Source organism: Clostridium polyendosporum, assembly GCF_018332455.1.
In the GTDB taxonomy this organism is placed as follows: domain Bacteria; phylum Bacillota; class Clostridia; order Clostridiales; family Clostridiaceae; genus Clostridium_AY; species Clostridium_AY polyendosporum.
Window position 1 is genome coordinate 38,397 of record NZ_BOPZ01000005.1, and the last position, 15,941, is coordinate 54,337.

At 32.4% G+C, this 15,941-nt stretch carries 12 protein-coding genes and 2 pseudogenes; 3 read left to right on the forward strand and 11 right to left on the reverse strand.

The window, feature by feature from the left end; all coding sequences use genetic code 11:
- Positions 1–124: 124 nt before the first annotated feature.
- Positions 125–991 (reverse strand): REP-associated tyrosine transposase, encoded by an 867-nt coding sequence (locus tag CPJCM30710_RS04260; RefSeq protein ID WP_212902941.1) that lies wholly within the window; start codon positions 989–991, stop codon positions 125–127.
- A 229-nt stretch (positions 992–1,220) separates the two neighbouring features.
- On the opposite strand from CPJCM30710_RS04260, the gene CPJCM30710_RS04265 reads away from it, so the two are divergent.
- The 3 genes from CPJCM30710_RS04265 (at position 1,221) to CPJCM30710_RS04275 (ending at position 5,129) form a co-directional block, all read left to right on the forward strand.
- Positions 1,221–2,027 (forward strand): hypothetical protein, encoded by an 807-nt coding sequence (locus CPJCM30710_RS04265; RefSeq protein ID WP_212902942.1) that lies wholly within the window; start codon positions 1,221–1,223, stop codon positions 2,025–2,027.
- 272 nt (positions 2,028–2,299) lie between these two features.
- Positions 2,300–3,907 (forward strand): nitrite/sulfite reductase, encoded by a 1,608-nt coding sequence (locus tag CPJCM30710_RS04270; protein WP_212902943.1) that lies wholly within the window; start codon positions 2,300–2,302, stop codon positions 3,905–3,907.
- Positions 3,908–4,430: 523 nt separating this feature from the next.
- A complete protein-coding gene (locus tag CPJCM30710_RS04275) occupies positions 4,431–5,129 on the forward strand; it encodes a GDSL-type esterase/lipase family protein (protein WP_212902944.1) in 699 nt (232 codons plus the stop codon).
- Between the two features lie 152 nt (positions 5,130–5,281).
- Here the strand turns inward: CPJCM30710_RS04275 and CPJCM30710_RS04280 are convergent, their stop codons facing one another.
- The 10 genes and pseudogenes from CPJCM30710_RS04280 to dnaE form a co-directional block, all read right to left on the reverse strand.
- Positions 5,282–5,518 (reverse strand): DNA glycosylase family protein, encoded by a 237-nt coding sequence (locus CPJCM30710_RS04280; protein ID WP_212902945.1) that lies wholly within the window; start codon positions 5,516–5,518, stop codon positions 5,282–5,284.
- Positions 5,505–5,975, reverse strand: a complete 471-nt coding sequence (locus CPJCM30710_RS04285) for a methylated-DNA--[protein]-cysteine S-methyltransferase (RefSeq protein ID WP_212902946.1) — start codon at positions 5,973–5,975, stop codon at positions 5,505–5,507. Before CPJCM30710_RS04285 ends, CPJCM30710_RS04280 begins: the two co-directional genes overlap by 14 nt.
- Positions 5,976–6,487: 512 nt before the next feature.
- Positions 6,488–7,855, reverse strand: a complete 1,368-nt coding sequence (rlmD, locus tag CPJCM30710_RS04290) for a 23S rRNA (uracil(1939)-C(5))-methyltransferase RlmD (RefSeq protein WP_212903049.1) — start codon at positions 7,853–7,855, stop codon at positions 6,488–6,490.
- A gap of 284 nt (positions 7,856–8,139) precedes the next feature.
- Positions 8,140–8,502, reverse strand: a complete 363-nt coding sequence (locus CPJCM30710_RS04295; RefSeq protein WP_212902947.1) for a DUF1540 domain-containing protein — start codon at positions 8,500–8,502, stop codon at positions 8,140–8,142.
- Positions 8,503–9,101: 599 nt separating this feature from the next.
- Positions 9,102–10,517 (reverse strand): pyruvate kinase, encoded by a 1,416-nt coding sequence (gene pyk / locus CPJCM30710_RS04300; protein ID WP_212902948.1) that lies wholly within the window; start codon positions 10,515–10,517, stop codon positions 9,102–9,104.
- 127 nt (positions 10,518–10,644) lie between these two features.
- The gene (pfkA, locus tag CPJCM30710_RS04305; protein ID WP_212902949.1) at positions 10,645–11,604 is read right to left on the reverse strand and encodes a 6-phosphofructokinase; all 960 of its coding nucleotides are present in this window, start codon (positions 11,602–11,604) and stop codon (positions 10,645–10,647) included.
- A 487-nt stretch (positions 11,605–12,091) separates the two neighbouring features.
- A pseudogene (locus CPJCM30710_RS04310) lies at positions 12,092–13,348 on the reverse strand (helix-hairpin-helix domain-containing protein); the annotation flags it as partial.
- 325 nt (positions 13,349–13,673) lie between these two features.
- A complete protein-coding gene (locus tag CPJCM30710_RS04315; protein ID WP_212902951.1) occupies positions 13,674–14,099 on the reverse strand; it encodes a hypothetical protein in 426 nt (141 codons plus the stop codon).
- A gap of 118 nt (positions 14,100–14,217) precedes the next feature.
- The gene (locus tag CPJCM30710_RS04320; protein ID WP_212902952.1) at positions 14,218–14,550 is read right to left on the reverse strand and encodes a hypothetical protein; all 333 of its coding nucleotides are present in this window, start codon (positions 14,548–14,550) and stop codon (positions 14,218–14,220) included.
- A gap of 75 nt (positions 14,551–14,625) precedes the next feature.
- Positions 14,626–15,687, reverse strand: a pseudogene (dnaE, locus tag CPJCM30710_RS04325) (DNA polymerase III subunit alpha); the annotation flags it as partial.
- Between the last annotated feature and the right edge of the window lie 254 nt (positions 15,688–15,941).

A 15,941-nucleotide genomic window follows, 5' to 3' on the forward strand; every position in this document is an offset into this window, starting at 1 on the left:
CCTGTTTAACCTCCTTTATATACAAAAACACTTTTATATATAAATATGTTTCAAATTTCTATATATATCCTAAATTATAGCCCTATCCTTTTGTTGTTGTTTTTAGGTGCCAGCCTCTTAACATTTACATTTTGTTACGAGACAACAATAAACTTACTGCTGGCTCTGTATTGTTTAAGTAATTTGAAATTTCTTTTATAGTATATTTATTATTTATGGCCTCCTTAATAAAAGCTAATTTTTGTCTTGTTAAGCCTCTCCTCCTACTTCCAGATAATATAAGATTTTTTTGTACTTTATCACAAAAGATTCTATTACTTATATCGTTAAGCGATTCTCTTTCCATACAACTCTTATTTTTATCAAAAGTTAGAGTTATCTCATTTACATCCCATTTTTGAATTAATGTATCCTTGATTATTTCATAGTCTTTCTTATTATCGCAATTATCTCCCGCTACAGACATAAGCTGTAGATATTTTTTTATACTCTTAGTTCTATTATTTGAAATTATACTAAGGATAAAATGTGTATTTACAAAATCCTTTATTCTATTGATATAAAAATAATGACTACTCCATTTATAATCATCTACTCTATTAACCATATTTGCCCTTACAGGATTCCTGTGTATATATCTCAATAACCATAATAAATTTGCATTAGATTCAACCCTCTTACAGTTATATCTCGATTCAAAAACATGACCAGTTCTTTTATATTTTTTATTAAAATAGTGCGCAAATACATTATTAATATTGAACATAATCTTATCAAGGGGATCATTATTTAACTTAATGATCATGTGATAATGATTATCCATCATAACAAACGCAAAAACCTCAAAATCAAATTTCTTATTATACTCTTTTACTTGGTGAATAAAAAAACCTTTACTCTCATCCTTGTCGAATATATATTCTCTATTATTTCCTCTCTGATAAACATGATAAATTGCTCCTGTACTTAATTGTCTTGGTAATCTCGGCATCACTCTCACCTCGTTACCATTATCGCCATTTCTTTAAATCCTATTCAAATGTAAATGTAAAGAGGCTGGCACCTAAGTGAAAATAATAAATATACTAATATTAGAACATGTGTAGACTTCCACTCGACTACACAGTATTTTGTGTTAGATTTGATTATAAATCTATTTTAAATGTTGAACTGTTTTTCTTTAATATGTTCTATAATTATGTTAAAGATGGGTGATTTTTATGGATTATCATGACCAAGACCATTGTGATAATGATCGTTGTTATAAACACCATCAGGGCTGCTGTTATAATGATTGTTGCTATGAACATCGTTGTAGATGCATATGCCCTCCAGGTCCTCCTGGTCCTCCTGGTAGACCAGGTAAACCAGGTCCTCCTGGACCTAAAGGTGACAAAGGTGATAAGGGTGATCAAGGCGACAAAGGCGATAAGGGTGATCAAGGTGACAAAGGCGATAAGGGTGACAAAGGCGATAAGGGTGATCAAGGTCCTCCAGGTCACAACTTAATGGATTGTTGTTTAAAAGCGTTAAGTGCTGTATTGAAAAAACTAAAAGACCTGAGTATATCAGTTCAAATTACTGCAAATGGAACCCAAAATGCAGTACCATCATCTGGTGCTGTTCCTTCTGAAGTAACAGATACTCTTGTACTCTTTGGCAATACAATAATTCCATTATGTGGTATAGAAAATATTCAATTTACAGAAGCTGATGCTACTAAAGTTCAAGCCATTATTTCAACATTAATAGCAACAAAAAGTAATATTCCTGAGGGTTGTCAAAATACTTGTGGAGAACAATTACGACAAAGGATAGAATCAGGTGGAAACTTAGGAAAGCTTACTACTAAAACTCACGAGAATATAATAAGTAATTCTGATAAACCAATTGTTGCAACAGGATTAAGCACAGTACTATTGAGGGAAGGTTCATCAGGTGGTACCCAAAATAAATACCATTTAGTTTCCCTATGTCAGGTATCCGCTCTTGAATATATTCCTCCTCCCCCTCCTCCTCCAGCTTAAAGGCATGTTAGTTATGGTATAATTACCCTTAATAATTCTAAATTTAATAAACTAACTAAAAAACCGTACTGAATTCAGTACGGTCTTAAAGTTTATTAGTGAAAATTTATCCTTCTTAAATAACTTTCTGAATTTCACTATACAATTATAAATAACTCTTCAATGTAAAGAGGCTGGCACCTACATCGTGTGACTTTAATCACAGAATTTAATTTTAATATGTGCTAGGATAAAAATTATACATAATGATAACTGTTAAGGAGTGATTAAGAATGTCTTTTGAATCGATATACGCTAAAGATCCCAGCAAACTAAACCAAGTTGAGCTAATAAAACTTGAGAAGGATGGTTTAGATGTAATTGAAACTATAATAAGTAAGTATTCAAAGGAAGGATATAATTCCATCACAGAAGATGATATGAATAGATTTAAATGGGCTGGAGTTTATGAGCAAAGACCTAGAAATGGCTACTTTATGCTTAGGGTACGTATAAACTCTGGAATACTTAATTCAGAACAAGCACGAACCTTAGCAGATATAGCACAAGATTACGGCCGAGGTATTGCAAATATAACTACAAGGGGTGCAATACAGTTTCATTGGTTAACTGTAGAACAGCTTCCTGATATCTTTGATAGGCTTAAAGCTTGCGGCCTTAGTTCTTTTGAGGCTTGCGGTGACTGTCCAAGAACTATAATAGGAAATCCTTTGGCAGGCATAGATAAATATGAACTTATGGATACAACTGAAATCATAGAACAGGTGAATACTTTCTTTTTATTAAATAGAGATTTCTCCAATTTGCCAAGAAAATTTAAAATTTCTATATCTTCTAATATTCACAACGCAGCTCATGCTCAAATTAATGATCTTGCCTTTACACCAGCTGTTAAAAATATAAATGGTGAAGAAGTAGTTGGCTTTCATGTTTGGGTAGGAGGTGGGCTTTCATCAAGTCCTCATCTATCTAAAAAACTTAATATCTTTGTAAAACCAGAGGATGTGCAAAAAGTAGCTGCAGGCGTCTGTACTATTTTCAGAGACTATGGCTATAGAGAAAAGCGTCAGCGTGCTCGTTTAAAATTCTTGGTTGCAGATTGGGGCATAGATAAATTTCAAGAAAAGTTATTAGAAATCATTGGTGATATTCCTAACTCTGGCGATGATAAATTAGTTTCTTGGAATTCAGCGTATTATTTTGGAGTTCATCCACAAAAACAAGAAGGTAAAAGCTATATTGGTATGAATGTTCCACTAGGGGAACTTACTTCTAATGAACTTTTTGAGCTTGCAGAAATCTCTGATAAATATGGTGACGGTAAACTTCGTACAACATTATCTCAAAACATAATCCTTTCCGGAGTAGATGATGAAAATGTACAAACTTTATTGAAAGAAACAATTTTTAAACATTTATCACCAAATCCAAATAGTTTTATCGGTCATACTATTTCTTGTACTGGAAAAGAATTCTGCAACCTTGCTATTGTTGAAACAAAATCCAGTGCTAGAAAAATTATTGAATATCTTGATAATAATATCAAGCTTGATAACCCAATTCGTATTCATTTCACAGGTTGTCCTAATTCCTGTGGACAAAAGCAAATAGCAGATATCAGTCTTCAAGGCGCCCTTATAAAAACTGATACTGGAAATGTAGAAGGATTCTCACTTTCAATAGGAGGTACTTTAGATCCAAACGCTAAATTTGCTGAAGATCTTAGATGTCGTATTAAAAGTGAAGATGTGCATTTGGTGCTTGAGAAACTGATATTATTTTATAAAGAGAATCTAACACCTAATGAAACCTTTAATCAGTTTGTTAATAGAGTAGGTACATCAGTAATCATAGAAAAAGTTATCAAAAAACTTAATTAGCAAAACCCCTGATTCTTTTCGTGTATTTATTAATAGGTAAAGTTGCACCACCCCAAGAAACAACTTGAGGCTGTGATAGAAGTAATTTAAATGAAACTTTAGCTAAGTAGCTTGCAAAAATATTAAATACAGCTAAAAAACAGTATTGAGATGTCAGTATAATGCTCAATACTGTTTTTTTATTGTAAAATAAATGTACAATTTACAGACTTGTAAAATGAGCTACTTTTGTCACAATCCCAACTTAAAACACACCTTAATTTTCACTTAAAATCATTATAAGACCTGAAGCTGGGTTATTTGTTCTTTATACTCACATAACGTACTCCACATGTATTTTAGCTTCTAGATGATACTAAAAGCATTAATAAATAATTTAATTTTTCGTGTCTACTAATATTGGTATAAATCCACAATAAGAGCTTTATCGCCCCAAAATACGCTATCTATTTAGTCTATTATCGTCACAAATCGACAAAAAATGAATATCATGTAGTGATTATATAAAGGGAGGCGATTTATAGTGGTAGTTAAATCTTCTCACTGTTGTTTCCACTATAGTGCATTAGGCGATTCAATTGCACTTGGAGTTGGTGCAACGAATAACTATGGGTATGTTAATTACTTTAGAGACTTTTTATCAACATTATATAATTGCGTAGACTTAACAAATCATGCAGTCGTTGGTCTTTCAAGTGGTAACCTGCTCAATCAGCTTAAACAGAATACCTCAATCAGAGAAGACGTAAAAAATGCTAGTGTAATAACAATTAGTATTGGGGGAGCCAACTTATTGAGATGTATAACTAATGGAAATATTAACGATGCGTGTGCTACTAACGGTGTTTTAGCCTTTATTCAAGACTGGCCACAAATCATGAATGAAATTCGTAATTCCATTGTATCTAAAGCCGAAATACTGGTTATGACTGTATACAATCCTCTTACAGGTGTAAATCCTAACTACAACAAAGTAGAAAACTATATCCAACAGATTAATTATGTAATTAGTCATCTGGGTTACCGTTTTATGTATAAATATAAAGTCGTTGATGTCCACGAGCATTTTCAAGGTCTATTTCCTGACGGAAATTGGAAAGTCTGCACTTGGACACATTTTTGCGAGCCCAGCCCAAATCCACACCCAACAGATAGTGGTCATTTAGAGATTGCTCGATTGCATGAAATCATATACGGTGAGAATTACTGTTATCATGATTAACTAAATGACTTACGGAATATGGCACTACGAGATACTAAGTTTGATAGTTTATAAGAAAACCGTCATTAATTTGACGGTCTCTTTGTTTAAGCAGATTTTACTGTATTTCATTATCTATGTTGTATTTCCTGTATAGAAATCTTTGAAATATTTTACGGTGTGATTTCACCAAAACATTCTTGCATCCTATCCCAAATAGTATGAACAGCTTGTATAGATATTTGTTGTCCTATACTTGCATAAATCAGTGCTGAAAATAGGTTAGAGATAATCATACGTTCTACCTTACCAAGCGTGTCTATAGCTTTTCCTAATATTCTATGTATTTGTTTTAAATAAGTAATTTCTGTTGTATCATACTCAAAAAACTTAGTTTCAGCTGTTTCCATTTTGTTTTTCTATTTCTAAAAGTTTTTCTTTTACATCCAAACCGCATGCGTAACCAACCAATTTACCATTAGAACCAATGACACGATGACAAGGAATAAAGATAGGAATTGGATTTTTATTGTTTGCCATACCTACTGCACGAGAAGCTTTTATATTGCCGATATTTTTTGCTACATCTTTGTAGCTGTAGGTTTTACCATAAGGAATTTCTTGTAATACACTCCACACCTTTTGTTGAAATTCTGTGCCTTGTGGTGCAAGTGGCAAATCAAATGTCTGCCTTTTTCCAGTAAGGTATTCTTGGAGTTGTTTATTTGCTTTTTTCAGTAAAGGTGTTTCAATAATATTTACATCTTGAGGAATGCTTTCTTTCAAGTGCAGATGAGTAATCGCCGTACCATTCTCTATAATTCCTATTTTACCAATTTCCGTTTCATAGTAAAATCCATTATTCATATCTCTACCTCCTGCATATCTGTGTTTTCTCTGTAATATATTTTACTCCATTATTTTGGTACTGTCTTTCGAAATACAAATTTCTAATTGAAGTAAAAATTATACATTACTTATGGAATAATAAAAAAATAAGATAATGCAAACCACTTCCAGCTATATCCAATAAAATAAAATACCCACATCTCTACTTTTAAACATAGAAATATGGATATTTTTATTACGAGTATTTTTATAGTTTACTTTTAGACATACTTTACTTCTAAATTCTCTGAAAGTTATGCAATTTTTTCATTAGTTATAGGAGACCAAAATGTTAGAATAAGGACTACTATTAAGTTTCCAATTGCGGGGATTATTATTGTAAGTCGCTTGATATTTAATGCAACTTCAGTGGTCTGCTGTGGTGCTTTTGCAACATAACCGGTAGCTGCCTTAAGTACAAACATAACAGAGGAAATATATATCTTAGTATAACCCTCAAATGTAAATGTAAAGAGGCTGGCACCTTACCTTTATTTCTTATCTATCAACGCAACACACTCCACATGTGCAGTTTGTGGAAACATATCGACTGGCTGTACTTCCTTAGTTTCATAGCCAAGTTCCTCTAATATAGCTAGATCTCTTGCTAAAGTACTTGGATCACAAGAAACATATACTATTCTCTTTGCATCAATTGAGGATATAGCTTCTAGAAGTTTTTTATCACAGCCTTTTCTTGGAGGATCTACTACAACTACATCGGCCTTTATTCCCTCAGATATTAAATCTGGTATTACTTTTTCTGATTCCCCTACAAAAAATTCTACATTATCTACTCCATTGTCCATAGCATTTATTTTTGCATTTTCTATAGCCTCAGGTACTATCTCTACGCCATAAACCTTCTTAGCTTTTTGTGAAAGGAATAACGTTATGGTTCCTGTTCCACAATAAGCATCAAAAACAACTTCATCACCAGTAAGATTTGCATATTCTAATGCTTTGGAGTATAAAGCCTCTGTTTGAATAGGGTTAACCTGAAAGAAAGATAATGGAGATATATTAAACTTAAATTTTCCTATATAATCACTTATAGTATCTGACCCCCACAGAGTTATACACTTTTCTCCTAAAATAACGTTAGTAGATTTAGAATTTATATTTTGCACTATGCTCTTAATACCTGGAATATTATCTACCATCAAATTTATGAACTCTTCCCTATGAGGAAGTTTCTCTCCATTAGTTACTACAACTACCATAACTTCTTCTGTTTTAAATCCTCTTCTAACCATTATGTGTCTTATAATTCCACTTTGATCATAATGTCCATCTACATTATATGGCTTAATATTGTTCTTTTTAATCCATGTTCTTGTAAGAGTTACTACCTTATCGGCAATTTGATCTTGAATGTGGCAACTCTCCATATCAATTATGTCATGGGTTCTTGGAGCAAAGAACCCTATTTGTAATTCTTCATTCTTTAAACCTATTGGAAGCTGCACCTTATTTCTATACCTATATGGATTTTCCATACCTATAGTGTTATGTACTATGTCTTCATTAAGCTTCCCTATCTTGACAATGCAGTCCTTAACTCTTTCAGTCTTAAAATCAAGCTGCTCTTTATAGGTTGTATGCTGAAGTCTGCATCCCCCACATCTCTTATATATTGAACATACAGGGCCTACTCTCTCTGGAGAAGATTTTAAAATATCTATAAGCTTACCATAAGCATAATTCTTCTTCACTTTAACTATCTTTACTTTTACTTTCTCACCCTTTAATGCATCTTCTATAAAAATTGGGAAACTCTCATCTATCTTTGCAATTCCTTCACCTTCGTATCCTTGAGAAACTATCTCTAAAATGTATTCTTTATTCTTTTCAACCAAGTAAATCACCTTTTCCTTATTTATTACATCTAAATTTTCCTTCAAAAACATTAAGCTGTCAATAAAATCATCCATTGTTATAATAAGTTTATATAAATTAAAATAATACAAAACGAATCCGAAGAGGTATCGAGCATATTAAAGATACATAACTTTAATCCTTAGACAATTCAGTTATGAAGTTGTGTAGCTAGCTTGAGCTAGATTTCACTTTAGGAAGTGATACCAAATGAAAAAGTATGCAGCTTGGCGAACTGCATACTCTATTGAGGTGCTTATTCTGGTTACCTTTCTACAAAGGTTTCACACTCAGTTCCATTATCTGAGACTGCATGTGGGCCATATATTTGCACATTTGATGCTGTGCAATCTTTTTGTTTATTATAAATACAATTAACTGATTCACAAATTATATTTGGACTAATCGTTATTTCACTTGCTGAAAATAACTGAGCAACCTCCCCAGTATAGTTTGTATTCGCCATACTTGCTAACGCATTTTTAAAGCTTTTAGGTGCATAAGTTGAACAGTCAGTACACTTACTTCTATGCGCATCTGAACCTGTAATATGTATGGTTGCTGCTGTACAAAACCCTCCCCCAACATTGTTAACACAACTCTCAACGTTACAGCTTAGTTTAGCCATACCAATCACTCCTTAAACTTTTGTATGTAGATAAACAAATTTTTTCTCAATGTGGGGTCTAAAAATAATTAAAACTAAATTATTTCTTTAAAATTCATGAAGAATGGAACTTCTTTATGATTAATATATTTATAGTATTTACTCATCTTATGTAATTAATACCTTAATTGATAAGTTTGCTATTTTTATAAATATTAAGCTTTTATCTATAAAAAAAGCACCTTTTAACAGGTGCAAGACTATAGGAATCAGTTGCCATTATATCCCTATTATTATTTTCACATATTCTCCTATTAATATACATACAAAAACTAATATTTATCTTAATATATTTGTAAATTTTTTGTGAACTTATCGTAAAACTTTAATTACTTTAATTTCCTCCTGAACATTAAACCATATATTCGATATTATGTAATTAATTAAGTGTACTTAATCCTCATTATAAATCAAAATTCACCTAAACTATTTCGTTGGAAATTTTTAAAGTAAGAGTGAAAGAACCTCAAAGCATTTTCCTCTTGTGGAGTTTCACCTTATCAAATAGCAATAAATTAAAAAATGAGCAGCATTATGCTACCCATTTTTATAAAACAATATTATTCTACAACACTGATCTTTAATAAGTTTGTAGCACCAACTCCAACTGGTACTCCAGCAGATATTACTACTGTATCTCCAGCTTTAACAAATCCATTTTCTTTAGCTACATTAACTGATCTTTCTATCATTTCATCTGTAGAGTTTACTCTTTCAGCTACGATAGGATATACTCCCCAACATAAAGCAAGCTTCTTAGCAACTCTTTCATCTGGAGTTACAGCTACTATTGAACAGTCTGGTCTGCATTGTGATATTCTTCTAGCTGTTGCACCAGTTTGAGTTGATGTAATGATTGCATTAGCCTTTAACTCATATGAAGCATTACAAGCTGCTCTGCTTATAACTCCTTCTATAGCTGGAATATGTTGTTTAGCATGAGAAACAGCTACTTCATAGCTTAATTTTTGTTCTGCTTCTTCTGCAATTCTTGCCATTGTTTCAACTGATTCTACTGGCCAACTTCCGTTAGCACTTTCTCCTGAAAGCATTATAGCATCTGTTCCGTCTAGTATAGCATTTGCAACGTCTGAAACCTCAGCTCTTGTTGGTCTTGGGTTTCTCATCATTGAGTCAAGCATTTGAGTTGCAGTTATTACTGGCTTTCCAACAGTGTTACACTTTTCTATAATCATCTTTTGAACTGATGGAACCTTTTCTATTGGAATTTCAACTCCAAGGTCTCCTCTAGCAACCATTATACCGTCTGATACTGCTAGAATTGCATCGATGTTGTCAACACCTTCTTGATTTTCTATCTTTGAGAATATTTGAATGTCTGCTCCGCCATTTTCAACAAGAATATTTCTTATAGCTTCAACGTCAGCAGCTTTTCTTATGAATGAAGCAGCTATTAAATTTACTCCGATTTCACAACCGAATTTAAGGTCTGCTATATCTTTCTCAGTCATTGCTGGTAATTGTATTGAAACTCCTGGTACATTAACTCCCTTATGTGTTCCAACCATTCCAGTATTCTTAACAACACAGTTTATCTTATTTCCTTCTACTGATTCAACTTCTAATCCTACAAGACCATCATCTATAAGTATCATATTTCCTGGCTTAACATCATTAATTAAATTTACATAAGTAATTGAACACTTTGTTGTATCTCCTACAACTTCTTCTCCACAATAAATAGTGAATTTTGATCCTGCAGTTAATTCTACCTTGCTTGGTTCAAACTTCATTGTTCTTATTTCTGGTCCTTTTGTATCAAGCATTACTGCTATTTGCTTATTGTATTTCATAGATAATTCTTTAACCATGTTTATTCTACCTGCATGTTCTGCATGATCTCCATGGGAAAAGTTATGTCTTGAAACATTCATACCTGCTTCTATGATTTTAGATAAAATTTCTTCCTTATCACTTGCTGGTCCAATAGTACAAACAATTTTAGTCTTTCTCATTATAAACACTCCTCTTTTTTTATTAAGGATACTCAAGTTCAAATATGAATTTGTTTATCCAACCCCAAAATATACAACAAATTTATTATATTTAAACACACCATTATTATGACATGTATTTAACTGATTAATATGAAAGTGCAGTAGCTATTTCATATAGCTTATCATCAAACTTTCTTTCCATAGCTAAAGCTTCATCTATATCTTCATCCATTATTTGGTTGTCCTTTATACCAACAACTCTAGAAGTTTTTCCTTCTAAAAGCAGCTCAACAGCTCTAGCTCCCATTTTTGAAGATAATACTACGTCAAAAACAGATGGACTTCCACCCCTTTGAATATGACCAAGGATAGTAGCTCTTGTTTCTAAACCTGTAACTTCTTCAATATATTTTGCTAACTCCTCTGCTCCACCTACACCTTCAGCTAACATTACTAGGTTGTGCATCTTTCCTGTAGTTTTTCCTTCAAGTATTGTTTTACAAAGTTCATCTCTATCAAATTCCTTTTCTGGAACTACGATAGCTTCTGCTCCACCTGCAATACCAGCATATAAAGCTAAATCTCCACAGTGTCTTCCCATAACCTCAATAACTGATACTCTTTCATGAGAAGTTGAAGTGTCTCTTAATTTGTTTATTGCATCTACCACTGTATTTAAAGCAGTATCAAATCCTATTGTGTAGTCTGTATATGCTAAATCATTATCTATAGTACCTGGTAATCCTATAGTCTTAACTCCAAGTTTTGATAAAAGCTTAGCTCCAGTAAATGATCCATCTCCACCTATAACTACAAGAGCATCTACTCCATAAGCTTTCAATATATTTGCTGCTTTCTTTCTTCCTTCTTCAGTTCTAAATTCTTCACATCTAGCAGTTCTAAGGATTGTACCACCTCTGTGAATAATATCTGATACACTACTTCTATCCATTTTGAAAAGTTCACCACTAATTAACCCTGCATAGCCTCTCTTAACACCCATTACTTCTAGCCCATTATGCAAAGCCATTCTTACTACCGCTCTTACTGCAGCGTTCATTCCTGGTGCATCTCCTCCACTTGTTAAAACAGCAATCTTTTTCATAATACTTCCTCCTCTACACTTTTGGGACATTTGTAGTCCCACACGTGCTAAATCTTACCCACATTTACTAATACATTAATTTTACCTAAATTATCTTAATTTTTCAACTTTAAACTTTTCCTTTTTCGTGCAAATAACCTTTATTTATCGTCTTTTATGTAATTTTTATCGAGTATTTTCTTAATTTTCAATATATTGTCTAAAAAAGACTATTTTTCTGACAAAATATTTCATATTACTACGATTTTATTATGTCCTTTTTATAATTATTTTATATATTATTAAAAAAAAATCGAATATTGTATATATTACTAAAAATCATATACTTTTTTTGTACTTTTTACAAATATTTTTTGTAGAATTTATTAAGTCTATAATGTTTGATTATTTTTGATTATTGTTGATTATTGTTGATTATTGCTGACTGCTTTTAATTGTTTTAGTTATTCAATTGTTAAAAAGAAAAACTCAAGGTTTACCCTTGAGTTTAATCTATTACCTTAACATTATCTACCCCAAATTGATTTACTAAAAATTCAACAACACCACTTTCTAAAGATACCCACATTTCTCTTACTAGCCTGAAGTTCTGCTTCTCTTTTGAAGTAAAAATATATATTGGAGTATCCCCTTTATATGGTTCTAGCAATTGCTTTAACAACTTAATTACATCCCTAGCTACATTTTTATCTTCTACTCTTATATAAACTTTTGATGTATTTATCTTTTCTAAAGGCTGAATATCTTCACATATAAGCTTTGGAAGTTCATCTTCTTTAATACTTACTCTTCCCCTTATCACCACTAAATGATCAGGATTAATAAGAAGATTTACTTTCTCCAATGTTTTAGGAAATACTATTACCTCGATAACCCCTGTAAGGTCTTCTAGCTTCATAAAAGCCATTATGGTGTTATTTCTAGTTACTTTTCTTGAAACTTCTGCTATTATTCCGCCAAGTACAACTCTTTCACCATCGTTTATAAGTGCTACTTCATTAACAGTTGAAGCAACTTGATCTTCATCATGCTCATCCTCTAGTATCTGATTATTAGAACTTAAAATTTTATCTATTTGCGTTGTTGTCTGGAGTTTTAGGCTCTGAGTATATTCATCAAGAGGGTGACCACTGATATAAAGTCCCGTCATTTCTTTTTCCATTGCAAGAAGATACTTCTTATCAAATTCCTTTATATCTGGATATTGAAATTCAGGAACTTTAATTTCAGAATCCAATCCTCCAAACAAGCTAATCTGACCTTCTACATTTCTTTTCTTCTGATTTATTATTCCATCTAAAATTTTCTCATATACCGCTAAAAGCTTTGAACGGTAGATTTTAAAACTATCAAATGTACCTGCTTTTATTAAACTTTCAACAGCCCTCTTGTTTATAGTTGATAAATCTATTTTATTGCAGAAATCCATAAGGGATTCAAATACATCCTTTTCCTCTCTGCTCTTAACAATACTTTCAACTACATTTATTCCAACATTCTTTATAGCTGCCAATCCAAATCTTATAGTATCACCTTTAACAGTAAACTTTGTATAACTCTCGTTAATATCTGGTGGAAGCACCTGTATTCCAAGACTTTCTGCAAAGCTTATGTAAAAGGCTACCTTTTCACTTGATCCCATAACAGAATTTAACATCGCTGCAATATACTCCGTTGGGAAATATCGCATTAAATATGCAGTTTGAAAGCCTACTACTGCATAGGCTGCTGCATGTGATTTATTGACATATAGTGTTAAATTAGGGAATTTAACCCTAAACTCCATATTTCTATAGAGATCGGACTATATCATTACCCATTATATTATTATGGGTACAGGGCACTCGTGGGTTTTTACCATCCATCAAAATAATATTTTGATTAGGATTCCATAACCTAGTCTCTGAACCTTCCGCCTATTACTAGTCGGCTTGGCTGCGGATAAACCAATCCTTAAGCTTTTTACTTTACCTTGAGAATTACCTCTTGCCCTTATATCTATTACTAGCATAAGTTAGTACTTAAGCCTCTAAGGTCTTCCCCGCAATTCACCCTGTTTTCTTTACAAATCACTTTGTAAAGGCACTCTTTATTTCTAACCACTTGTTATATTTTCTTTCTAAACAAATTGTAGAATCATTATATAGATAATCAAACAATAAATTAAACTCACATTTTGCACTTATTCTTAACTCTTTAATTTCATTAGTCTTTGTATCTCGTATTGAATAATGATTAGCTGGTAAAAAATCTATAACATCTTTTAAGAATTCAGTTGTACCTAACATTGAAAAAGCATATATTTTATATTGATATTTTTTTACAATCCCATTTCTTTTAAAATATGATGTGTTGTGTGATGAAAAGATTGATCCATCACCATCAAAATACCCACGTATAAAGTGTCTAATTAAATAATCTGGTATCTGTGGCACTTTACTTATTAGGAATAACTTATTGGGTACAACCCCTAATTTTCTTAAATCACTACACATTTTTTCAGATGAAAAATTTAATACGTATCCACCCTTCGAGTTTTCAAATCCACCTTTTTTACTTTTTCTTATTTCCCCAGTAAAACCTATAATATCTTTTATTCTTTCTATTATATCTCTATCCTTTTATATCTCTATCCTTTAACTGTAATACAAAGTTATTAAAGTGATTGTCTCCTACATAACCATCTGCATATAATAATCCTAAAATATATGCCTTGTTTTCATCATCAATAATATTAAAATACTCCTCATTCAATGTATAGCGGTTTTTTCTTTTTGTATTAATACCACTTTCAGTTAAAACTCTAGCAACTGATCCTTCAGAAACTCCAAGTAAGTCTGAAATCTCTACAAATGTGAGTTCTTTTCTATCATAATAAATATTTATTATTTTCTTCTTTAAATCTTCTGTAAGATTTCTATAATGTATCTTCTTTGTTGCTACCATAAAATCACCTCATTAATAGAGCTAACTATATGATAAGATGATACTTGGAAAATATACCTATGGTTATTAAATTACGAATGCATAACTTGCGAAGTCCATCATGGAATCAAATATTTTATTGGCAATCTCTTCTGAAATTCCATTTCTTAAACATCCTGGTACTTGAACATTTTCATCTTCATCTACAATTCCGTAAATAAAGTTCTTTCTCTCCTCTTCCATAACCTTGTGTTTTTTCTTAGACATAGCTCTTCTTACAAGGTCACTTCTCCCAAGGGAATAACCCCCAAGTTTTCTAACTATCTCCATTACCTGTTCTTGATAGACCAAGCACCCATACGTGACCTTTAATATTGGTTCAAGTTGTGGTGTTAAATATGTTATTTTCTCAGGACGTCTCTTATTTTCAATATATCTTGGTATTTCTGCCATTGGACCTGGTCTGTAAAGGGATATTCCTGCTATAATATCTTCTAGTGAATCAGGCTTTAATTCCTTCATAAAGGAAGTCATCCCTGCTGATTCAAGCTGAAATACGCCAACAGTTTTTCCTTCCCCCAGCATCTTATAGACTTCTTTATCATCAAAATTAACTTTATCTAAGTCTATATCAATTCCTCTATTTTGCTTAACCATCTCTACAGCATCCTTCATAACTGTTAACGTACGGAGGCCAAGGAAGTCCATCTTTAATAGTCCAAGCTCTTCCAAAGTATTCATATCAAATTGAGCTACTATATTTTCTTCATTCTTTTGTAGAGGAACATATTCAACCAACGGTCTTGATGCTATAACTACCCCTGCTGCGTGTGTAGAGGAGTGTCTTGGAAGCCCTTCTAGGTCCTTACTAACATCTATAAGTTCTTTTATCCTTTCATCACTATCATAAATCTGTTTTAACTCTGGATTTAAAGACAGCGCCTTATCTATAGTTACTCCTAGTACAGAAGGTATCATCTTTGCAATCTTATCAACCTCTGCATAGGAATAATTCATTGCTCTTCCTACATCTCTTATGCAAGCTCTAGCTGCCATAGTACCAAAGGTTATTATCTGTGATACATTTTCAACTCCATATTTATCTACTACATAATCAATAACGTCTTGACGTCTTTCATAACAGAAGTCAGAATCAATCTATTTTACCCTCTTTTTCAAGATACTTTAACACTACTTTTCATAGTGGGTATAGACTATATCTTCACCTACCGACCTTCACGGTTTAGGTTGCCCCGCTTCGAAGTACATAAGTACCCCTACGTGCCCTTGCACTAGTCGTTGAACCGTCCTCTCTTCAAGGATTGGCTGCGTGGTTATCCAGTAGAGTCTGACTACCTCAAATCTCTGTGATTTTTATGGTCAAGCCACCATCGCACCTAGATATCATCTCA

What these genes read in the sequence shown, in the direction of transcription:
- CPJCM30710_RS04270 (WP_212902943.1), top strand. Translation starts at nt 2,300, where the DNA reads ATGTCTTTTGAATCGATATACGCTAAAGATCCCAGCAAACTAAACCAA.
- CPJCM30710_RS04320 (WP_212902952.1), bottom strand. Translation starts at nt 14,550, where the DNA reads ATGGTAGCAACAAAGAAGATACATTATAGAAATCTTACAGAAGATTTA.
- CPJCM30710_RS04295 (WP_212902947.1), bottom strand. Translation starts at nt 8,502, where the DNA reads ATGGCTAAACTAAGCTGTAACGTTGAGAGTTGTGTTAACAATGTTGGG.
- CPJCM30710_RS04260 (WP_212902941.1), bottom strand. Translation starts at nt 991, where the DNA reads ATGCCGAGATTACCAAGACAATTAAGTACAGGAGCAATTTATCATGTT.
- pyk (WP_212902948.1), bottom strand. Translation starts at nt 10,517, where the DNA reads ATGAGAAAGACTAAAATTGTTTGTACTATTGGACCAGCAAGTGATAAG.
- pfkA (WP_212902949.1), bottom strand. Translation starts at nt 11,604, where the DNA reads ATGAAAAAGATTGCTGTTTTAACAAGTGGAGGAGATGCACCAGGAATG.
- CPJCM30710_RS04315 (WP_212902951.1), bottom strand. Translation starts at nt 14,099, where the DNA reads ATGTGTAGTGATTTAAGAAAATTAGGGGTTGTACCCAATAAGTTATTC.
- CPJCM30710_RS04265 (WP_212902942.1), top strand. Translation starts at nt 1,221, where the DNA reads ATGGATTATCATGACCAAGACCATTGTGATAATGATCGTTGTTATAAA.
- CPJCM30710_RS04285 (WP_212902946.1), bottom strand. Translation starts at nt 5,975, where the DNA reads ATGAATAATGGATTTTACTATGAAACGGAAATTGGTAAAATAGGAATT.
- CPJCM30710_RS04280 (WP_212902945.1), bottom strand. Translation starts at nt 5,518, where the DNA reads ATGGAAACAGCTGAAACTAAGTTTTTTGAGTATGATACAACAGAAATT.